This window comes from Falsihalocynthiibacter sp. SS001 (assembly GCF_042445055.1).
In the GTDB taxonomy this organism is placed as follows: Bacteria; Pseudomonadota; Alphaproteobacteria; order Rhodobacterales; family Rhodobacteraceae; genus Falsihalocynthiibacter.
In genome coordinates this window covers 2,527,923-2,547,755 of sequence record NZ_CP170339.1, presented here as the reverse complement: position 1 = coordinate 2,547,755, position 19,833 = coordinate 2,527,923, and the positions used below count along the sequence as shown (strand labels likewise).

At 55.1% G+C, this 19,833-nt stretch carries 18 protein-coding genes; 4 read left to right on the top strand and 14 right to left on the bottom strand.

All coding sequences use genetic code 11. The features are described 5' to 3' along the window. Positions 1 to 184: 184 nt before the first annotated feature. From ACFE33_RS12245 to ACFE33_RS12225, 5 genes are all read right to left on the bottom strand, one after another. Positions 185 to 1,681: a phosphomannomutase/phosphoglucomutase gene (locus tag ACFE33_RS12245; RefSeq protein WP_380053848.1), complete on the bottom strand. Its 1,497-nt coding sequence runs from the start codon at positions 1,679 to 1,681 to the stop codon at positions 185 to 187. 51 nt (positions 1,682 to 1,732) lie between these two features. Continuing rightward, on the bottom strand, positions 1,733 to 3,259 hold the full coding sequence (locus tag ACFE33_RS12240; RefSeq protein ID WP_380053845.1) for a capsule biosynthesis protein: 1,527 nt from the start codon (positions 3,257 to 3,259) through the stop codon (positions 1,733 to 1,735). Further along, positions 3,237 to 3,896 carry an ABC transporter ATP-binding protein gene (locus ACFE33_RS12235; RefSeq protein WP_380053842.1) on the bottom strand — a complete coding sequence of 220 codons (660 nt, stop codon included), beginning with the start codon at positions 3,894 to 3,896 and terminating at the stop codon, positions 3,237 to 3,239. Before ACFE33_RS12235 ends, ACFE33_RS12240 begins: the two co-directional genes overlap by 23 nt. Before the next feature lie 205 nt (positions 3,897 to 4,101). Then, positions 4,102 to 5,142, bottom strand: a complete 1,041-nt coding sequence (locus ACFE33_RS12230) for a permease (RefSeq protein WP_380053840.1) — start codon at positions 5,140 to 5,142, stop codon at positions 4,102 to 4,104. Beyond that, complete coding sequence (locus ACFE33_RS12225) at positions 5,135 to 5,479, bottom strand: ArsR/SmtB family transcription factor (RefSeq protein ID WP_380053837.1); 345 nt, start codon at positions 5,477 to 5,479, stop codon at positions 5,135 to 5,137. Before ACFE33_RS12225 ends, ACFE33_RS12230 begins: the two co-directional genes overlap by 8 nt. A gap of 75 nt (positions 5,480 to 5,554) precedes the next feature. Here ACFE33_RS12225 and ACFE33_RS12220 point away from each other — a divergent pair, with 75 nt between their 5' ends. Beyond that, on the top strand, positions 5,555 to 6,160 hold the full coding sequence (locus ACFE33_RS12220) for a uracil-DNA glycosylase family protein (RefSeq protein ID WP_380053834.1): 606 nt from the start codon (positions 5,555 to 5,557) through the stop codon (positions 6,158 to 6,160). Further along, the gene (locus ACFE33_RS12215) at positions 6,153 to 6,941 is read left to right on the top strand and encodes an SseB family protein (protein ID WP_380053831.1); all 789 of its coding nucleotides are present in this window, start codon (positions 6,153 to 6,155) and stop codon (positions 6,939 to 6,941) included. The genes ACFE33_RS12220 and ACFE33_RS12215 overlap by 8 nt, the downstream gene beginning before the upstream one ends. Here the strand turns inward: ACFE33_RS12215 and ACFE33_RS12210 are convergent. The 8 genes from ACFE33_RS12210 to ACFE33_RS12175 all read right to left on the bottom strand — a co-directional run bounded on the left by ACFE33_RS12210 (position 6,938) and on the right by ACFE33_RS12175 (position 16,989). Then, complete coding sequence (locus ACFE33_RS12210; RefSeq protein ID WP_380053828.1) at positions 6,938 to 7,870, bottom strand: 2-hydroxyacid dehydrogenase; 933 nt, start codon at positions 7,868 to 7,870, stop codon at positions 6,938 to 6,940. The genes ACFE33_RS12215 and ACFE33_RS12210 overlap by 4 nt on opposite strands. Before the next feature lie 9 nt (positions 7,871 to 7,879). Then, positions 7,880 to 9,019, bottom strand: coding sequence for a rod shape-determining protein RodA (gene rodA, locus ACFE33_RS12205; protein WP_380053825.1), 1,140 nt, complete (start codon positions 9,017 to 9,019; stop codon positions 7,880 to 7,882). Further along, positions 9,016 to 10,935, bottom strand: a complete 1,920-nt coding sequence (gene mrdA / locus ACFE33_RS12200; RefSeq protein ID WP_380053823.1) for a penicillin-binding protein 2 — start codon at positions 10,933 to 10,935, stop codon at positions 9,016 to 9,018. The genes rodA and mrdA overlap by 4 nt, the downstream gene beginning before the upstream one ends. Beyond that, positions 10,932 to 11,468, bottom strand: coding sequence for a rod shape-determining protein MreD (locus tag ACFE33_RS12195; protein ID WP_380053820.1), 537 nt, complete (start codon positions 11,466 to 11,468; stop codon positions 10,932 to 10,934). Before ACFE33_RS12195 ends, mrdA begins: the two co-directional genes overlap by 4 nt. Further along, a complete protein-coding gene (gene mreC / locus ACFE33_RS12190; RefSeq protein ID WP_380053817.1) occupies positions 11,461 to 12,375 on the bottom strand; it encodes a rod shape-determining protein MreC in 915 nt (304 codons plus the stop codon). Before mreC ends, ACFE33_RS12195 begins: the two co-directional genes overlap by 8 nt. An 18-nt stretch (positions 12,376 to 12,393) precedes the next feature. Next, positions 12,394 to 13,431, bottom strand: a complete 1,038-nt coding sequence (locus ACFE33_RS12185; RefSeq protein ID WP_380053814.1) for a rod shape-determining protein — start codon at positions 13,429 to 13,431, stop codon at positions 12,394 to 12,396. Positions 13,432 to 13,696: 265 nt separating this feature from the next. Beyond that, a complete protein-coding gene (locus ACFE33_RS12180) occupies positions 13,697 to 15,274 on the bottom strand; it encodes a 2-isopropylmalate synthase (protein ID WP_380053811.1) in 1,578 nt (525 codons plus the stop codon). A 278-nt stretch (positions 15,275 to 15,552) separates the two neighbouring features. Next, the gene (locus tag ACFE33_RS12175) at positions 15,553 to 16,989 is read right to left on the bottom strand and encodes an MORN repeat-containing protein (protein ID WP_380058712.1); all 1,437 of its coding nucleotides are present in this window, start codon (positions 16,987 to 16,989) and stop codon (positions 15,553 to 15,555) included. A gap of 255 nt (positions 16,990 to 17,244) precedes the next feature. On the opposite strand from ACFE33_RS12175, the gene ACFE33_RS12170 reads away from it, so the two are divergent. Continuing rightward, positions 17,245 to 18,897, top strand: coding sequence for an NAD+ synthase (locus tag ACFE33_RS12170; protein ID WP_380053808.1), 1,653 nt, complete (start codon positions 17,245 to 17,247; stop codon positions 18,895 to 18,897). Positions 18,898 to 18,906: 9 nt separating this feature from the next. Continuing rightward, the gene (locus ACFE33_RS12165; protein WP_380053805.1) at positions 18,907 to 19,332 is read left to right on the top strand and encodes a DUF1801 domain-containing protein; all 426 of its coding nucleotides are present in this window, start codon (positions 18,907 to 18,909) and stop codon (positions 19,330 to 19,332) included. On the opposite strand, the gene ACFE33_RS12160 is transcribed toward ACFE33_RS12165, so the two are convergent. Continuing rightward, positions 19,333 to 19,800 carry a hotdog fold domain-containing protein gene (locus ACFE33_RS12160; protein WP_380053802.1) on the bottom strand — a complete coding sequence of 156 codons (468 nt, stop codon included), beginning with the start codon at positions 19,798 to 19,800 and terminating at the stop codon, positions 19,333 to 19,335. Between the last annotated feature and the right edge of the window lie 33 nt (positions 19,801 to 19,833).

Below are 19,833 nucleotides of genomic sequence, written 5' to 3'. Positions count from 1 at the left end.
TAGCAAATTTTTGTGAAAAATTTTTAGACGGTTTGAGGTGCTGGATCATGGCCGCAGTAGTGAGCATCTTTATATAGAAACGCCTGGGTGTGAGATTTAATCAATGAATAACAATTGCTTGACGGCATGGGTGAAAACCCTCGCGACAAATCAAGACGCGAGGGTTTTCGATGTGCGCGTAGTATTAGATCGTTTGATCGTAGTCTCCGACGGATGGTTCCGTTCGAATTACCGAGTCGATATCGGCGAAAATTGCGCGCATCTCGGAATCGCTTTCGGGGCTCTCGCACACCACGACGAGGTTGGGCGTATTTGAACTGGCGCGCACTAATCCCCACGCCCCGTTATCGAGGATGACGCGCGCGCCGTTCACGGTAACGACCTGAGCGATCTTGCGTCCTGCAATCGTACCGCCAGATTTCTCAATCTCCGTCAATTTTGCGACGATGCGTTCAAGCACCTGATATTTTTCCGTATCAGCACAGTAGGGCGACATGGTCGGAGTTGCCCAAGTTTGAGGGAGGGCCTTGCGCAAGTCGGACATCTTCATATCCGGGTTGCGGTCCATGAGCTTGCAAATCTCGACAGCTACGCGCAATCCACAGTCATACCCACGCCCGACGGGTTCGGCGAGGAAATAGTGACCTGATTTTTCAAAACCTGCTAACGCGCCGATTTCCTTCACGCGGCGCTTCATATGGCTGTGGCCGGTTTTCCAATAATCCGCTTTGGCGCCATTCTTGATCAACTCGGGATCAGAGGCAAAAAGCCCAGTTGATTTCACGTCCGCCACGAAGGTTGAGTTGGGGTGAAGCTTGGACAAATCGCGCGCCATTATGACGCCAACTTTATCTGCGAAAATCTCTTCGCCCTCGTCATCAACAACTCCGCACCGGTCCCCATCGCCATCAAATCCCAGCGCAAAATCGGCTCCTGAGGCGCGCACGCTATCTGCCATATCGTGCAGCATTTCAAGCGCTTCGGGGTTTGGATTGTAGTGGGGGAAGGTATAGTCGAGGCGCGTATGGCTAGGCACAACTTCGACGCCGATACGCTCGAATACTTCGGGCGCGAATGCGGCGGCGGTGCCATTGCCTGTTGCACAAACAACTTTGAGTTTGCGGGACATTTTGAAATCACCGACCAGATCGTCGATATATGCTTCGCGCACTCCATCAACGAATTCATACGCCCCGCCAGCGGCCGGTTCTCCCTCGCCGTTAAGCACAATGTCGCGGAGTTCCGACATTTCGTCTGGCCCGTGGGTGAGGGGGCGCTCAAATCCCATTTTCACGCCTGTCCAGCCGTTGGGATTGTGGCTCGCAGTGACCATCGCGACCGCAGGCACATCAAGGTGGAACTGTGCGAAGTACGCCATCGGGGAAACCGCGGGGCCGATATCTTTGACGGTGATACCGGCTTGCATTAGCCCCACAATCAAAGCGTTTTTGATCGAGAGCGAATAGTCGCGATAGTCATTCGCAACCGCGATCACGGGGGGAATACCGCGGCGGCGCATTTGCGTCCCAAGCCCAAGCCCAAGTGCCGTGACACCCACGAGGTTGATCTCTTCGGGGAACTTCCAGCGCGCGTCGTATTCGCGAAATCCGGTGGGGGTAATCATCGGGTCGCGAAGGAATTCCCAAGTGTTTGGGGTGACGGTCGTCGCTGGTTTCTTCATGTGTGATGGGTCCTTGGTTTTCTTGGCGTCGATGCCGCGCGCGCAGCTCCGCTAGGATGTTATTTGTTCTCTCAGGATTGATGCGGTCAGGGATGCCATGAGGTAGATACCAGCAAAAATCAAGAAAGCGAGCACTGTGTTTTCAAAAGCGCGCGGATAGCTGGGGGCATCGGGGGCATTGGGGGCGGCCACCGTTACCAAATAACGGGTCTGGCGACTGGCCTCGATCCGGGCCGCCTCCATCTGTTGTAGGGAGGTCTGGAGCATGAGAACGCGCGTCGCAAGCTCGCTCTCTGCGACCTGTAATTCCCCCTGAATGCGTGCCAAAGACAGGCCATCGCTATTGCCCTCGGTGAGTTGCCCGCGCAGTTCTTCGATGATTTCCTGACGGTTTGCGATGCCGCGCCGCAGGGTTTCGACCTTTGTCTGGTTAGGCCGTTCGTTTGCGAGTGTTTCTTGGAGCGCGAGCATGTCCTCGGTCACGCGCAACTCAAGCGCTGAAATGCGTGTGGTCAGCAAGCTCACCTCTACTTCGGTGCTAATCACATCATAAAGTTCTTTGAGTTCAATCACGCGTTGTTGGGCTGCGGACATCGCCAGTTCGGCCTCTTCATAACTTTCGCGCGCACCGCTCATTTGGTCGTCCCGTACCCGCTGCGAAAGATTGTCTACTGTCTCTTCGCCATAGGAAATCAGGGCGCGCGCAAAGGATTCAGCATGCTCTGGGTCGACCGCGATGACCTCCATCTGGATCACGCCTTCGGTTGGGTCAAAACCAATTTTTACGTTCTTTTTATAGAGCTTATAGGTTTCTTCGTAATTCGCGTCGGGATCGAGGCGCTGAATGGCGTCGATGTCGGGGTCGCTAAAATGCGCGCGATATCCCATGTCTTGATCAAGGCGGATCATCGCATCGCGGTTCAGCAAATACGTCTGGACGACGATTGAATCGGTGCTGTTGAACTGCGTGCCCGACAGAAGGCTGCTTGCACCCTCGGGCCCTTGTGCTTGCTCGACCTTCAGGACCGAAGTGGTCGAATACATGGGCGTCGCGATATTATAAAAGTAATACCCCGCCAGAAATGTTGGAAAAAATACAAAGAACGCAAGTCGCACAAACAGAAGCGCCAGTTTGCGACGACGTCGACGCACGATGTCTTTCTGGATGCGCGCCACTTCGCCAATGCCCATGTCGGGGGGCGCAAACTGTGTCGTCGGAAGGTTCTCGCCTGTGACGGGAGTGGTCTGGGGCAGCATAAGCCCGTCGTCGTCGGATTTTTCGGACGCAATCAACTCGAGCATATTGGCTCGCTGGAATGGATCGATCCCCTTTGAGCGAAGCAGCCGCACGGCGTCAAAATCAGACTTGGGCGCAAGGCCATGCTTTTGCGCAACGCGACGCGCCATTCTGAGTTGCCGACCGGTCAGCCCCTCGTTTCGGATTTGCTCAATCTGTTCTTCGGGGGATTTTTGGGCATTATTTTCTGGCGCACGCTGCTCCTCTGCGACGGGCGCAGTGGGTGTCGGGCGTTTGCCGCGTCGGATGTTATAGCGCTTAGCTCTGGGATTCGTAGTCATAGAGCCTCTTTGCCTCTTCCAACGTGTCAAACATATGCAACTGCCCGTTCTTTAGAACCGCAGCGGATTTGCAGAATTTCTCAAGGGTGCTCGCTTGATGCGAGACGATTACCACTGTGGCCCTGCGGAGCCGTTCGCGCAACAAGGAACCTGCTTTGCGGTTAAATTCAACATCCGTGGTTGAGGGCATACCCTCGTCGATCAGATACATATCAAAATCGAGCGCAAGCATGAGGGCAAAGCTAAATCGCGAACTCATCCCTTGGCTGTAGGTGCCGACGGGACGGTCGAAATACTCCTCCAACCCACATAGCCAGCGACAGAAAGCCTCGATATAGTCTGGGTCCAAGCCATAGAGCCGCGCAATATAGCGCGAGTTCTCTTTTGCGGAATGTCGGGGTGAAACCCCTCCCATAAACCCGAGAGGAAACGAGATCCGACAGGTGCGATTGATCTCTCCCTCGTCAGGTTTTTCGAGGCCCGCCATCATATTTATGAGTGTTGTTTTTCCCGTTCCGTTGGGCGCAAGAATGCCCATCGAATTGCCCAGTTCCACACGAAACGAGGCGCGATCAAGGATTACCTTGCGCTGGATACCTGTCCAGAAGGATTTGCTTACGTTCACAAACTCGAGCATGCCCGCCTCATTTCCGCCCGCGCATAGCGCCCTAAGTTCAGGCAATTAAACAGGCACATGACACCTTATTATGTCGGATGTAGCCTTGTTCATTCAATGGGGTATGCGCAATTTTCGCTATTTTCACCAGAAACAACTTGGCCGAACGATTTGCGCCGCGCTCAATATCGGAAGCACGGCGCGGTATATTACGGCTCATTATTACCTAAGCTATGATATTCCAGACGATACCCGCACCGAATGCACCGACCATAGCGATACTGATATAGGCGGAAAACACGCGCGGCTTCACCAGCGCCCAGACCGCGAGCGCGGCAGGAATACAGCTCACACCGCCTGCAATCGCAAAGGACATGGCCGCGCCGTTACTCATCCCTTGAAGGAGGAGCGCGTCAATCATTGGAACCGCCGCGAACCCGTTGAGATATGCCGGTGCGCCGATCAATGCCCCCAGCGCGATCGGCTTGAGGCCTTCGCCACCAAGGTGTGCGGCAATCGATTCCGCCGGAATATAAGTAAGCATCAGCGCCTCAATCATATACGCCAGCAAGAGCCACTTCCCAAGGAACAAAGCGTTGTCGACGACAGTTTCGCGGAATGTTGTGCGGCGGGATGCCTCGGCCCAGAACTTCCACACGGGCTTCCCATCAAACGGCGAGGGGCCACATCCACAACCCGAGGGTTTGGCGGCCTTGCGCAATGGATTCTGGAAAACGACGCTTTGTGCAAAGAGTTTCACGGTGAACCCGCCCAAAATGCCCAGTCCGATTGCGGCCAGCCCTTTGGCAATCGCAAACTCGAACCCAAGCGTGCCCGCGGTCACAAAGAACATTGCGGGGTCCATAAGTGGAGACGCGAGCCAAAACGCCATTACCGCAGAGAGCGGCGCCCCAAGTGCGAGCAGTGCCGCGATGAATGGGATAACTTCGCAAGAGCAAAACGGCGATAGCCCGCCGAGGGCGGCCGCCATGAAAATCATTTTTGTTTCGCGCCCCTCAAAAGCTTTCGCAAGCAATGCTTCCGCGCCAGTTGCCTTGAGGTATCCAACCAAGAGAACGGCGAAGGCGATGAAAACACCGGTATGCAAGATCGCTTTGCCCGCGAATGTTAGTGTCGGAAGGAACTGTGGCGCATCGAACATTACCACAAGCAACGGAATAACGATGATCGCAACCCACGCCATATCCAGTCGTTTCCAAACGGGTGTATCGGCGCTGTGTTTGTGGGTGTGGGTTGTTTCAGTCATGATCATGCTCGTGCGTTGTGTCCGGACAGTCCGCGCAACATTCGCGCAGAAGGTAATCCGCCAGTTTCTTCATCTCCGAATAGGCCGCAGCGGCGCAAATTATGCTGCGCCCTTGCTTTTTCTGTGTCACTAGCCCTGCTTGCGTCAGGATTTTGAGGTGATGCGTTAATGTCGATCCGGTAACGCCGCTTCGCTCACCGAGCGTACCGATGCTTACGCCGTTTGGTCCCGCGCGAACGAGGCTGCGCAAAACTTCGAGGCGTTGCTCACTTCCAAGCGCCGCAAAGGTTGAGGCAGCGGTAAGAATATCGAGAGTAGGAGTAGGATTCGTTTTCATATTTCTATAATTATCGAAATATAGAAATGTGTCAACCCGCTTGAATTCTTGCTGCCTCTGGGAAAGGATCGCGGAATGTCCGAGCCCTCCACTTTACTGATGAACGACATCGCGCAATGCACTCTTTGCGCCGACCGATTTGCGAGAACAAAAACATCACACCGCCCGCGTCCGATCGTTTGGTATGATGCCGCTGCCTCAATTCTCATCGCGGGGCAGGCTCCGGGAATGCGTGTTCATGAAAGTGGCCGTCCGTTTGACGACGCTTCTGGTGACAGGCTTCGCGATTGGATGGGGATTACACGTGACAAGTTCTATGATCGCAAGCTCATTGCTATCGTTCCGATGGCGTTCTGTTTTCCCGGCTATGATGCCAGCGGAAGTGACCTTCCGCCGCCTAGGATTTGTCGTGCGACGTGGCATGATAAAGTGATGGAAACACTTGCGCCGAAACTCACTATTCTGGTGGGCGGATACGCCCATAAATATCATCTGCAACAGGGGGCGAAGGCCACTGTGCCGACAACAGTGAAGGAATGGGTGGACCACGCGCCGCGCGTCTTTCCCTTGCCTCATCCGTCGTGGCGCAATACAGGCTGGATCAGGAAAAATCCGTGGTTTGAAGCTGAGCTTTTGCCCGCCCTGCGAAAACAAGTTCAAGAGGTGCTACTTGATGACTGAAACCCCAATTGATCTGGCATTCGCGGCGATGCAGGCCGCCCCCGAGAACGAAGCTGCGCGGCTTCCGTACTATGAGCGGTTGGCGGATAGTGAGCTGTTTCTGCTGCTCGAGAAAGAGGCAGGGGACGACAAGATCTCGCCCGAGCTTTTCGAAACCGAAGAGGGACGATTTGTCGTTGCCTTTGATCGAGAAGAGCGTCTTGTAGATTTTACCGGACAGCCAGCGCCGTTTGTTGCGCTTTCGGGGCGCGTTATTGCGCATATGCTGTTGGAGCAGGGGATCGGCCTTGGAGTGAACCTTGGCGTTGAAGGGCGCGAGAACTTGCTCGATGCAGAAGCGCTTGGCTGGTTGCTCGATACATTGAACCATCACCCTGATCAGGTAGAGGATGTCCCCGGCGAGCTTTCCCCTCCGAAGGGGATACCAGATGTCTTGCTTGGTGCGTTGGATCGCAAACTGCCATCGGCGGTTGGTCTTGCGCAATCGGCGCATTTGGCGGCAGTGCGATATAAATCAGGACGGCGCGGACATATTCTGGCGTTTCTGGATGCGCTGCTTGGTGCCGAAGAGGCGCTTGCGAATTCCGTGAGCGAGGCGTTGACGTTTTCGGGGATAGAGGCGGGCGAGCTGGATGTTGTGTTCCTGCGCACGGGGGACGCATTGGTAGCGCCGCTCTTGCGGGTAGGAATGCGCTTTGACCTTCCGCAACCCCAAGAACCCAAGACCGTAGAGATCGCAGCCCCCGGAAGTGATCCGAGCAAGCCGCCGATCCTGCGTTAATATCCTGCGGAACGATCAACCAAGAACCGCAGCGGCTCTCCTGCTTCGCTGCGCCTGATATTATCGGCAATGATCTCGCTTGAAGTATCCGCGCGTGTTTCTGACGCGTTATGCGGGGTGATCGTCACGTTATCGCAATGCCAATAGGGATGATCACTTGGCAATGGCTCAACGCGGAAAACATCCAACGTGGCATGGGCAATATGCCCCGTATTAAGCGCAGCTAGAAGCGCATCATCATCGATCAGTGCTCCTCTACCAGGGTTAATGATGCGCGCGCCTTTCGGAAGCATCGCCAAAGTCTCGGCATTTATCACATTCTCGGTTTGCGCCGTTAGGGGCAGCAAGAGCACGAGTATTTCAGTCTGTGAGAGCAGCTCCGCTAAGCCTTCGGTGCCCGAGTAACACTTAACATTAGCGATTTCTTTGGGGGTGCGGCTCCAACCGAGGGTATTGAAACCAAGACCCGTCAACGCTTGGGCGCAGGCGCTTCCTAATTCACCCAACCCAAGAATACCGACAGTGCGGTGCCGCGCGAGTGGCGGAACTTGATAGCGCCATTCGGTTCCCTTGGCGCAAATGAAGTTGTCCATCTCAAGGTGATAGCGAAGCGCGTGGCCGCATACATATTCCCGCATCCCTTCAGAAAGCCCTGAGTCCACCATGCGCGCAAGCGGCATCGTAAGCGTTGGGTTCGGCATGAGGCTTTCGACACCCGCCCAGAGGTTCAGCGCGGCCTTGGCATTGGTGAAAGGAGAGAAATCAGTGATCGGACCATTGGGCGCAATCACGAGGTAATCGACATCCTTTGGGTCTTCAAACTCGCGGCTTAGATTTACGTCAAGCGATGCGTTCTTGAACGCCGTGCGCAAGGCCGCGTTATATTGATCCCACCGTGCAGGGGCTGCAGAGAATAGTACGTTAATCATAGAGAAACCTTATCTTGGCCGATGGATGTGCGCACTTTGAATAAGCCCGAACGCTGCCAGCAACACGAGCATCGCTGACCCGCCATAAGAAACCAGCGGAAGCGGCACGCCAACAACTGGTGCCAGCCCCATAACCATCGACATATTAACGGCAAAGAACAAGAAGAACGTCGCCGAAATTCCGAGCGTCAGCAGCGAGGCGAAACGATCTTTGTTCTGAAACGCGGACGCCATGCAGAACAGGATGATGAGCATATAAACCACGAGCAACGAAATCCCGCCGACAAAGCCGAACTCTTCGGCCAAAGTGGTGAAAATAAAGTCGGTGTGTTTCTCGGGAAGGAAGTTCAGGCGGCTTTGCGTGCCCTGCATGAAGCCACGGCCAGTTAGTCCGCCAGACCCAAGCGCAATCTTGGATTGTGTGATATGATACCCAGCGCCAGATGGATCAAATGACGGATCGAGAAATGTATCGATGCGGCGATATTGGTAATCCTTGAGGAATTGCCACGGTGTGCCACGCAATTGGAAAACCGCTGTAATCGCGCCCCCCAACATGAGTGCAACAGCCGAGAAATACCACCAGCTAACCCCAGCCAAAAACATCACAATGCCACCGCCCGCAACAAGAAGGATCGAAGTACCCAGATCGGGCTGTCGCAGTACGAGTGCCGTGGGCAGCATGATGATGATGATCGGTATCAAGACCCAAAACGGATGCGAGGTTTTCTTGATGTCGAGCCAGTCATAGTAAGCGGCAAGCAGCATCACGAGCGAAATTTTCATGAGCTCAGAAGGCTGTAAGCGCATAAAGCCAAGGTTGATCCAGCGCTGAGAGCCCTTGTTTAACTCCCCCGTGACATCCACCACGACCAACAGCGCAAGCGAAAACAAATACGCTACCGCGGCGATGTTGCGCCAGAACCATATCGGCGTGAGCGCGATGCCAAACATCAACGCAATCCCCAGACCGAAACGCTTCATTTGTGGTTCGGCCCATGTGGACATCGTGCCTCCTGCGACCGAATAGAGCATCATGAAACCGATGCAGCACACCGTGGCCAGCAAGAGCAGTAGTGGCCAGTTGAAATAGAGGATCTTGCGAATACCGCGCGGTGTCGATTTAACGTTGTACTCTAGATAACTCATACCTGATCCTGCACGCTTGGGGCGACACTCAGGTCTAATGCGTCCAGCTTTTCTTGCTGGGATTGGATGCGTTCGCGGTCGCGGCTGGGGTAGGCCTCAAGAGGAGGTTTGCCGCCATAGAGTGCCTGAAGCGCAATATCTCGAAGGATCGGCGCAGCGGCCGACGATCCGCCACCGCCGTGCTCCACCACAACCGATATCGCGTATTTCGGCGCATCGAACGGCGCAAAGCCTGTGAACAATGCGTGGTCCCGTTGATCCCATTCAACATCGGCATTGTTCACGACGCGGTTGCCCGATTGGGAGGTGCCGGATTTGCCCGCAAGACGCATGGATTCTTCGAGAATACGAGAGCCGTAACCTGTGCCGCCAACTTCGTTTGATACGCCGAACATCGCCTTGCGGACAGCCCGCAAGTGGTTCTCGTTTAGTCCGAGGTCCTCGCCGCCCTGATGCGGCAACGGTACACCATCAACCGAGGCAACAAGTCGTGGAGAGACGGATTTACCCGTCGCAAGCCGCGCAGACATGATTGCAACCTGTATCGGAGTTGCAAGGACATACCCCTGACCAATCGCTACGTTCAAGCTGTCGCCGATAAGCCACTCCGCTCCATGGCGCTCGCGCTTCCATGCTTTGTCCGGCGCAAGGCCCCCTGAGACAGCTGACATGGGAATATCGAACTTGGTTCCATACCCAAAGCGCCGCGCCATCTCGGCGATACGGTCGATGCCTACGCGCTCGGCAAGTTCGTAATAATAAACGTCGCAGGATGCTTTTAACGAATTGTGCAGGTTCACGTTCCCATGGCCAGCGCGTTTCCAGCAATGGAACCGCCGTCCGCCGACCTCGACGTGCCCACGGCAGCGCACTGTTTCCTGCGGAGAGATCACGCCTGCCTCAAGTCCCGCGAGTGCCGTAATCATTTTGAATGTCGAGCCGGGTGGATAGCGGTCTTGGACGGCTTTGCTGGCGAGAGGGCGATAGGGATCTTGCGTCAGAACCGTGTAATCCGAAACAGAAATCCCCTGAACGAATTTATTAGGGTCAAATGAGGGCGCAGAAGCACAGGCCAGCACATCGCCGTTGGAAACATCCACAACAATCGCGGACGCACTTTGCCCGTACAAACGCTTGAGGCAGTAGCTCTGAAGATTAGCATCCAGCGTCAATTGCAGAGCCTTGCCTGGCTGACCTTCTTCGCGGTCGATCTCGCGGATAATGCGGCCCGTGGCGTTCACTTCGACACGTTTGTTGCCCGCAGTGCCACGCAGAAGCTTTTCTTCTTTGGCTTCGAGTCCAAATTTGCCAATCTGAAAGCGTGGGATGCGTAGCAACGGGTCGCCGTCATCAATCCGCGAGAGGTCATAATCGCTTACGGGGCCGACATATCCAACCACATGCGCGAAATCATGAGCGTAAGGATAAGAGCGCGAAAGCCCGACCTCGGGCGTGATGCCGGGAAGGGCGGGGGCATTTACGGCGACTTGGGCAAAATCTTCCCAGCTTAGGCGGTCAGCAATGGTAACTGGGGCAGAAGGCCCCGCATTGCGAAGCTCTTTCTTGACGCGCGCGATGTCCTCTGGAGTGATCTCCATGATCTTCGAGAGCCGCTCCATCACGGCATCAAGCTCGCGGCTGTCCTCGCGGCGGACCACAATGCGATAGTTCTGCTGGTTCTGCGCCACCAGTTTACCGTTGCGGTCGTAAATCAAGCCACGAGCAGGCGCCAAGAGGTGGGTGTTGATGCGGTTCTCTTCGGCGAGGTTGCGATACTGATCTGCTTGGTCAACCTGCAAATGCCGCATCCGCAGCGCCAGAAGGCCCATAAAACCCAACTGACTCACGCCAAGGATCAACCCGCGCCGCGTAACTTTGCGTGCGCTTTCATCGGTATCTTTGGGGGGGCGCTTCATGGTTTTTGCCCCGTGCTGTCGCCAGAGCGTCCGATTTTGCCAAACGGAATGAACCGCTCGACGATGAGTGCAAACATTGGGTACAGGACCACAGTGCCGATGAGGTACTGCAAGTCCAATCCCAAGCGCGGAACATCAAGCGCCACCAGAAGCAGCGTTAGCCGATATCCGAACAATACCGCGAAGATAACGCCCGCGGCCAAAGCCCATTCCACAAGAAAGGGAAGCTCGCTGTTTACGCGCGTGCGGCTACGCAGGAATTCAGCGCCGATCACAACATAAGCGGCCATCAATCCCGGCGGGCGCATCAGGAAGAGGTCAAAGACCAAAAAGACAATTGCCACCAATCCGATCGGCGCCAGCTTGGGGCGGCGCAGCACCAAAACATAAGTCAGGCAAAGGATCACATCTGGCGCCGCCCACGATCCGGGCGTCGAGGTCAACGGCAAGAGATGAAAAAACAACGAGATGCTAGAGGCCAGAATATACAGAAGCGCATAGAAACCTGTGCGATATAGGGACGGCTCACTCATCGCTCGCCTCCTCCTCCTGTGGGAGTGGGGGCGGCAATAGGGCCATTCCTGCGGGTAGGATAAGCTCTCCACTCTCTCCAACCAGCCGCGAGGCACCGCTGCGCAACACGCGTAGGAACTCCAAACGCTCGTTGTCGGCGGCAAGTCTCACGCGCAAACGTCTGTTGGGACCAAGGGCAAGCTGCCCCACCAAGAGACCCGCAGGAAATACACCGCCGTCACCCGATGTAACGACCTGATCGCCGGGTCGAACCAATTCCGGACTTTCTACGAATTCAAGAAGGGGCGCGACGGAGTTGTCACCGTTCATGAGCGCCCGTTGCCCAGAGGGCTGAATTGTCACGGGAATAGAACTGTTGCTATCCGTAAGGAGAATAACACGCGACGTATTGCGCCCCACGCCAGATATGCGACCAACAAGGCCGATGCCGTCCATTGTCGCCCAGCCATCCTGAATGCCGTCGCGCTCGCCGACGTTCAGCAGAACGGACTGGCGAAACGGGCTGCCGCTATCGGCAATAACCACGCCTGTTACATGGGTCAGCTTCGGATCTAGCCTCACATTGTTCAGGTCAAGCAAACGGGCATTGCGTTGCTCAAGTTGAAGCGCGGCCTCTTTCCACGCTTTCATCTGCTGCAACTCGCGGCGCAGATCCTGATTTTGCTGATATATTTTTGTGTAGCTCTGGAAATCGTCGAGCATATTCGCCGCCGCCGTGACGGGGGCCATTGCCCAAGAAAAGCTCGGGATCATGCGATCAACCAAAAGCGCGCGAAAGCGTTCGACTCGTGGATTATCAATGCGCCAGATCATGAACAGCGCAAGCAAGAGCACGACCAGCACTCCGACCAGAATACGTCTGATCGGGCGCGTGTAGTTTTCTGATGCGTTTCGTTCCATAGCCACGGCGCTCCCCGGGCGATATTAGCTGTCGAAGTCGATGACGTGCCGAAGCTGCTTTTCGTATTCCAGTGCTTTACCAGTGCCGAGCGCAACGCAATTCAGGCTCTCGTCAGCAACAGAAACCGCGAGGCCGGTTTGTTCGCGCAGAGCAAGGTCAAGCTCACCAAGCAATGCACCACCTCCTGTTAGCATAACACCTCGATCAACAATATCAGCAGCCAAATCTGGCGGTGTTGCCTCAAGCGCGGTCATAACCGCTTCGCAAATTTGCTGAACGGGCTCTGCGAGGGCTTCTGCGACTTGTGCTTGGTTGATCTCGATTTCCTTGGGCACACCATTCAAGAGGTCGCGACCACGGATCTGCATGCTCGCGCCGCGTCCGTCGTCAGGCATGCGCGCTGTACCGATGGATGTCTTGATGCGCTCTGCTGTGGCTTCACCAATCAGAAGGTTCTGTTGGCGACGCAGATAGCTGATGATTGCTTCGTCCATACGGTCGCCACCAACGCGAACTGAGCGCGCATAAACGATATCGCCAAGCGAGAGAACCGCAACTTCCGTTGTACCACCACCGATATCGACAACCATGTTACCAGTTGGATCAGTGATCGGCATCCCCGCACCAATAGCGGCAGCGATAGGCTCGGCAATCAAACCCGCGCGGCGCGCACCAGCCGAAAGAACAGACTGACGGATCGCACGTTTTTCAACTGGAGTCGCGCCGTGGGGAACGCAAACGATGATCTTGGGTTTGCTGAATGTCGTACGTTTATGAACCTTGCGGATGAAGTGTTTGATCATCTCCTCCGCAACGTCGAAATCGGCGATCACGCCTTCGCGCATCGGGCGAATGGCCTCGATGCTGCCGGGGGTACGGCCAAGCATAAGTTTCGCATCCTCACCAACAGCCAGCACCTGTTTGTTGCCATCTTTTACGTGATAGGCCACCACGGACGGCTCGTTCAGAATGATGCCTTTGCCTTTGACATATACGAGCGTATTCGCTGTTCCGAGGTCGATTGCCATATCTGTCGAAAACAATCCTGCAAATCCTGCCATGTGGTGCTGTCCCAATTAGTGTTGCTTTTTGGCCCCACGAGTCGGGGACTCGAAAAGCTTACCTGTTATATGCGGTCAGGCTTTGTCGGGTAAAGGGTGCATTCCGCTTTGTTTGGCGGGTTTTTGCCGCTTACATATTTGCAATATCTAGTGGGTTAAGATCGCGCGAAAAGTAGGCAAATTTTACAATATGCAACATTTCGGTGGATTGGCCGAGATAAAGGCGCAGGAAGTTACCCTCCTGCGCCCTGTAAACTCACTGAAATTATCCGTGGTCTTTGTAGTTGACGGACTTCACATCTTCATTCGGCGCGGACTTGCTGCGACGTACAATCAGACGATTCAGCGCGTTCACATAGGCCTTGGCACTGGCAACAACTGTATCGGTATCGGCGGATTGGCCGGTTGCGATTTTGCCGTCTTCTTCCATGCGAACCGAAACGGTGGCCTGCGCGTCTGTGCCTTCTGTAACGGCGTGCACCTGATAGAGTTGCAGGCGCGCGGTGTGGTCAAACAATTCCTTAACTGCGTTAAAGGTCGCGTCAACGGGACCGTCACCAGTGGCCGTTACGGATTTGTCTTCGCCGTCAATGGTCAGGGTGAGCTGTGCTTCTTGTGGACCCTCGGTGCCGCAGACAACGCGCAACGATTTGACCTTGAGGTGGTCGTTCTGTTCGGCGGCATCGCTGTCGCGCATCAGAGCGATCAAGTCATCCTCAAAGATCTCTTTCTTGCGATCAGCCAATTCCTTGAAACGAACGAACACATCCTTGAGCTGATTGTCGGCCAATTCAAAGCCCAGCTCGGCCAGCTTGGAGCGCAGGGCCGCGCGGCCTGAGTGCTTGCCCATAACCAAATTGGTTTCGGACAGGCCGACGTCCTCAGGGCGCATGATCTCGAAGGTCTCGGCGTTCTTCAGCATACCATCTTGATGGATGCCGCTTTCGTGGGCAAAGGCGTTCTTGCCGACGATCGCTTTGTTGAACTGCACAGCAAAACCAGAAACGGACGCGACACGGCGAGAAATCTGCATGATCTTTTTGGTGTCGATCCCCGTTTGATAGGGCATGATGTCGTTGCGCACCTTGAGGGCCATAACGACCTCTTCCAATGCAGTATTGCCCGCGCGTTCGCCCAAACCGTTGATCGTACATTCAACCTGACGTGCACCGGCCTCGACCGCGGCCAAGGAGTTCGCCGTCGCCATTCCCAAGTCATTATGACAGTGGGTAGCGAAAATGATCTCATCCGCGCCGGGGACATTCTCGATCAGGCGGCGGATGATTTCGGCGCTTTCACGAGGGGCGGTGTATCCGACGGTATCGGGGATGTTGATCGTCGTTGCGCCAGCTTTGATCGCAATCTCGACCACACGGAACAAGTAATCCTCTTCTGTGCGGGTCGCGTCCATTGGCGACCATTGCACGTTATCACAGAGGTTGCGCGCGTGGGTGACGGTGTCATGGATGCGCTCGGCCATCTCGTCCTTGTTGAGGTTCGGAATAGCGCGGTGCAGGGGCGATGTGCCGATAAATGTATGAATGCGCGGTCGTGAAGCGTGCTTTACGGCTTCCCAGCAGCGATCAATGTCCTTGAAGTTCGCACGCGAAAGCCCGCAAATAACGGAGTTTTTCGCGCGGCGTGCAATCTCGCTTACGGCGGCAAAATCACCTTCCGAGGCAATGGGAAAACCCGCCTCGATAATATCGACGCCCATATCGTCGAGCATCTCGGCGATTTCCAACTTCTCAGTGTGGGTCATTGTTGCGCCGGGGCTTTGTTCGCCGTCACGCAATGTAGTGTCAAAAATCAAGACGTGGTCTTGTTTGGATGCATTTGTCATGTCTGAGTTCTTTCGTCTGTCTTAGCGTTTGGAAATGGAGCCTAGAGGCAATTTCTGAAGCTCCAGTTTTGGCGCGATGTCCTCCCCTGAGCGTTCGCGCCAACAGGCACGCTCAGAGGCAGCTAAGAAGAAGGAGTGCACATAGACCACGTGGACGGCCCAAAACGGGCGCGTTCGCGAAAGTGGAGTTATGTGCAGTGCTGTTCATGAGCAAGATCATAGCCGCCAATTCACGAAAGGGAAGAGGGATCATGAAAAAAATGCAGAGCGGCGAGAGGTTACTCGCTCGCGGCGGGTTCTTCGCTCTCTGGATCCGGTGTTTCGGTCACGCTGTCAGTGAAGGTTCCGTTGCTCCAGTTGCCTTGTTGCTCTTGTCCCGTAGCAAAGGCCATGGTGCCTTCTCCGTGGCGTTTTCCGTTTTCGAAAGCGCCGGTATAAACATCGCCGTTGGCATAGGTTGCGACGCCTTCGCCTTGCATGTTTCCGTCAACCCATCCGCCGAAGTATTTGAAACCATCGGGCATGGTGATCTCGCCGATACCCGAACGTTTGTTGTTCTCGAACTCCCCGATATAGGTTGAGCCATCAGCGTACTTAACAGCCGCTTCGCCCGAGCGCTGACCTGCTTTCCAAGCTCCCAAGTATTCGTAACCGTCTGGATAGGTCATTTTGCCAGTGCCGTCATATTGGGCTTCGACAAATGTGCCTTCGTAGACAAGGCCGTTGGGTTGGGTTGCGCGACCCTCGCCGTGGATGACGCCTTTGCGCCAGCCACCGTCATAGGTCCCGCCGTCGGCATAGACGATTTTGCCCGTGCCGTCGGGCAATCCATCATCAAAATTACCAGTGTAAACAGATCCGTCAGGGTACGTGATCTCTCCGGCGCCGTTGATTACGCCCGCGACCCAGTTTCCGTCGTATTTATAGCCTTCAGAACCCGTAAAGACGCCTTGGCCTTCCCGGTTGTCCGCCTTGAAACTTCCGGTGAAAGTATCGCCATTTGCATAGGTGACGCTGCCTTGGCCCTCGCGGGCGCCGTTGACGAATTCACCTGTGTAAACGTCGCCATTGGATTGGGTTAGCACGCCTTGGCCATGGAATTGATCGCTCTGCCACGCTCCTTCGTAGATTAAGCCATCGGGCATGGTGAGTTTGCCCGCGCCGCTTCGTTGGCCTTCGACAATCTCGCCTTCGTAAATCGCACCGTCCGGATAGTTGATTTTGCCCACGCCATGCTTGGCGCCATCGACCCAATCGCCCGCATAAACATAACCGCTCGGGCTTGCCATCGTGCCGACGCCGTGATGCAGCGCATTTTTCAATCCGCCCTGATAGGTTACACCGTTGGCATATTGCACGACGCCATTGCCGGTGATCTCGCCATCTGCCCAGTCGCCCTCATAGGTGCCGCCGTCCGCAAAAGTAATGGTGCCAAATCCATCGGCTTTACCCTTGGCAAAGCTCCCTTCGTACACGGAGCCATCGGGATACTGAGCAACGCCGTGTCCGCGAATTTCGCCGTCTACCCATTCGCCATCATATGTATAGCCATTCGGGAGTTGATAAAGGCCGCGGCCGTGTTGCTTGCCATCTTTGAATGTGCCTTCATATCGGCCGCCGTTCTCGTATTCTTTGACGGTGGTTTCTTGGGCCAGTACAGCAAATGGGAGAAGCCCGACGATCAAAGCGGCCGCGCCCCAAAAGCCCGCGTGCATCCCCAAGACTGAGGCAGAATCGGATTTGGTTCTTGTGGCGGTTTTGGCGTCTGACACGATCAATCCCCTAGTGAATTTGTCTATCCTTTGGCATGGCCAAAGGCTTACCAATCCGCAGCTTAGGCGAGGCAAGGGCAGGGGGCAATGCGTTTTGCAACACTCAAGCGCTCAAAGACCAAGCAGCCCTTTCCCTTGCCGCAATGTCCGAGTAAACCGTGCACATCGATTGCTTTGAAAACCACGCAGGATTTGCCCGTGACCTTTCGTTTGACGCTTGCGCAACTAAACCCGACTGTTGGGGCGATTGCCTTTAATATCAATAAAGCGCGCGATGCGTGGGAACAGGCGCGCGATGCTGGCGCGGATATGTTGGCGCTGCCAGAGATGTTCGCGGTTGGTTATCAAACTCAGGATCTGGTGCGTAAACCCGCGTTCTATTTGGACGCTATGCAGGCGGTCGAGGGCTTGGCGAAATCCTGCGCAGAGGGGCCAGCAATCGGCATAGGAGCGCCGTATTTTGACGGCAAGGACCTCTATAACGCCTACTACATCCTTCAGGGGGGAAAGGTGGCTCACCGTATTCTCAAGACCTGTTTGCCCAATGAAACGGTTTTTGACGAAGTGCGGCTGTTTTCCTCCGCCAAGGAGAACCGACCCTATAAGATAGGGCCTGTTTTGATCGGCAGCCCTATTTGTGAGGATAGTTGGCACAAGGGCGTTGCCGAAAACCTTGTTGAACAAGGCGCCGAGATTTTGCTCGTTCCGAATGGGTCGCCCTATTATCGCGACAAACTTCCAGTGCGTGTGCGCCATATGCGTGACCGCGTGAAGGCAACGCAAACACCGCTGATTTATCTAAATATGATTGGCGGACAGGACGATCAGGTCTTTGACGGGGCGAGTTTCATTCTTGGAGCGGACGGAACAGTTGTAGAGCAGATGCCGCCACTGACCGAAGAAATCCGCCACATCGACTTTGAGCAGACCGATGGAAAATGGACCGTTACGAACGGTGCAATCGCTGAGCAGCCTGACGCGTGGGAGCAAGACTATAATGTCATGGTGCTCTCGCTGCGGGATTATATGGCCAAGACGGGATTCAAGAAGGTCCTGCTTGGCCTTTCTGGCGGTATCGATAGCGCAATTGTCGCGACCATCGCGACCGATGCGCTGGGGGCCGAGAATGTTCGCTGTGTGATGTTGCCGAGTGAATATACCTCTCAGGGGTCGCTTGATGATGCCGAGAAAGTCGCACGCAATCTGAGCTGTCATTATGATTATGTACCTATCGCGCAAGGCCGCGCTGCGATTACCGATACGCTTGCGCCTCTGTTCGAAGGAACAGAGCCCGGCCTGACAGAAGAAAATATCCAGTCCCGCTTGCGTGGGCTGTTGCTCATGGCGCTTTCAAACAAGTTTGGCGAGATGCTCCTGACGACGGGCAATAAATCCGAGGTCGCAGTTGGTTATGCCACGATCTATGGTGATATGGCGGGTGGTTATAACCCGATCAAGGATCTCTATAAAACGCGCGTGTTTGAGCAATGCCGCTGGCGCAATGCAAACCATCGTTCGTGGATGAAAGGGCCAGAAGGCGAGGTCATTCCCGTTTCGATCATCGACAAGCCCCCGAGCGCCGAACTTCGCCCCGATCAAAAAGACGAAGACAGCCTGCCACCCTACGAGGTGCTAGATGAGATTCTGCATGGCCTTGTGGATGAGGATTGCGCGGTCGCGGAGCTTGTGGCGCGCGGGTTTGATCGCGATACCGTCAAAAAAGTGGAGCATTTGCTCTATATTTCGGAGTATAAACGCTTTCAGTCCGCCCCAGGCACGCGATTGACCAAAGGGGCGTTCTGGTTAGATCGGCGTTACCCCATCGTGAATAGGTGGCGCGACGAAGGATAAGGGGGAGCCATGGCGAACAAAACGCAGCCAACGGATGTTGATGTAGAAGCGTTCTTGGCCGCCGTAACCCCCGAACAAAAACGCGCCGATGCCTTCGCGCTCGATGCGCTTTTCCGCCGTGTGACAGGATATGAGCCCGTAATGTGGGGGCCGAGCATCATTGGTTATGGCCGATACCACTATAAATACGAAAGCGGGCGCGAAGGGGATTTCCTTGCGACAGGGTTTTCACCCCGCAAGGCGAACTTCTCGGTCTATATCATGCCCGGATATACAGATTTTTCCAAGGAGCGCGAGGCGCTTGGCAAACACAAAGTCGGAAAGTCCTGTTTGTATTTTAAAAAGTTAGCAGACATCAACGCTGATGCGCTCGCCAACCTAATTAGAACCGGCCTTGATGATCTGAGCAAACGTTGGCCCGTACAGGCGCGATGACTATTTCGACGGTTTTTCGCTGATCCAAAGGTGAATAACCCCCTTCACGACCACAACACCGTTCACATCCTTCGCTGAAACCTCGACGTTCAAATCGCCGGCTTTCCAAGCGTCCGCTGCGACCTCTGCTGTACACACAAGGCTGGTGTTTGCTTTGGCGGGATACTCAAGCGTCATGCCTTTTGGAATCCAGCGCAGATGCTTGGGAATCGATGCCTCGGCCATGAAACCCATCGCCATCTCAAGCCCGTTGGCCACGGCGATTACGTGCATTGTGCCAATGTGGTTTTGAACAGCGCGGCGTTTCTTGATGAAGATATCGCAACGATTTGGTTCCAGCCGCTGAACAAGTGGGCGCACGGTGCGAAAATAGGGCGCCTTGCGCGCCGCATAAGCCGAGAAAAGCTGTGCGCCGAACGGAAGTCCAAGCGCCTTCTTGTAGGCCCGCATGATATAGGTGTCAGACATCGTTGCTCCCTTTTTGGGCGCGTTCTGGCATAG

Excerpts from the sequence above, each read along its gene's own strand:
- ACFE33_RS12245 (WP_380053848.1), bottom strand. The coding sequence starts at position 1,681 with ATGAAGAAACCAGCGACGACCGTCACCCCAAACACTTGGGAATTCCTT.
- ACFE33_RS12240 (WP_380053845.1), bottom strand. The coding sequence starts at position 3,259 with ATGACTACGAATCCCAGAGCTAAGCGCTATAACATCCGACGCGGCAAA.
- ACFE33_RS12235 (WP_380053842.1), bottom strand. The coding sequence starts at position 3,896 with ATGCTCGAGTTTGTGAACGTAAGCAAATCCTTCTGGACAGGTATCCAG.
- ACFE33_RS12230 (WP_380053840.1), bottom strand. The coding sequence starts at position 5,142 with ATGACTGAAACAACCCACACCCACAAACACAGCGCCGATACACCCGTT.
- ACFE33_RS12225 (WP_380053837.1), bottom strand. The coding sequence starts at position 5,479 with ATGAAAACGAATCCTACTCCTACTCTCGATATTCTTACCGCTGCCTCA.
- ACFE33_RS12220 (WP_380053834.1), top strand. The coding sequence starts at position 5,555 with ATGTCCGAGCCCTCCACTTTACTGATGAACGACATCGCGCAATGCACT.
- ACFE33_RS12215 (WP_380053831.1), top strand. The coding sequence starts at position 6,153 with ATGACTGAAACCCCAATTGATCTGGCATTCGCGGCGATGCAGGCCGCC.
- ACFE33_RS12210 (WP_380053828.1), bottom strand. The coding sequence starts at position 7,870 with ATGATTAACGTACTATTCTCTGCAGCCCCTGCACGGTGGGATCAATAT.
- rodA (WP_380053825.1), bottom strand. The coding sequence starts at position 9,019 with ATGAGTTATCTAGAGTACAACGTTAAATCGACACCGCGCGGTATTCGC.
- mrdA (WP_380053823.1), bottom strand. The coding sequence starts at position 10,935 with ATGAAGCGCCCCCCCAAAGATACCGATGAAAGCGCACGCAAAGTTACG.
- ACFE33_RS12195 (WP_380053820.1), bottom strand. The coding sequence starts at position 11,468 with ATGAGTGAGCCGTCCCTATATCGCACAGGTTTCTATGCGCTTCTGTAT.
- ACFE33_RS12185 (WP_380053814.1), bottom strand. The coding sequence starts at position 13,431 with ATGGCAGGATTTGCAGGATTGTTTTCGACAGATATGGCAATCGACCTC.
- ACFE33_RS12180 (WP_380053811.1), bottom strand. The coding sequence starts at position 15,274 with ATGACAAATGCATCCAAACAAGACCACGTCTTGATTTTTGACACTACA.
- ACFE33_RS12175 (WP_380058712.1), bottom strand. The coding sequence starts at position 16,989 with ATGCACGCGGGCTTTTGGGGCGCGGCCGCTTTGATCGTCGGGCTTCTC.
- ACFE33_RS12165 (WP_380053805.1), top strand. The coding sequence starts at position 18,907 with ATGGCGAACAAAACGCAGCCAACGGATGTTGATGTAGAAGCGTTCTTG.
- ACFE33_RS12160 (WP_380053802.1), bottom strand. The coding sequence starts at position 19,800 with ATGTCTGACACCTATATCATGCGGGCCTACAAGAAGGCGCTTGGACTT.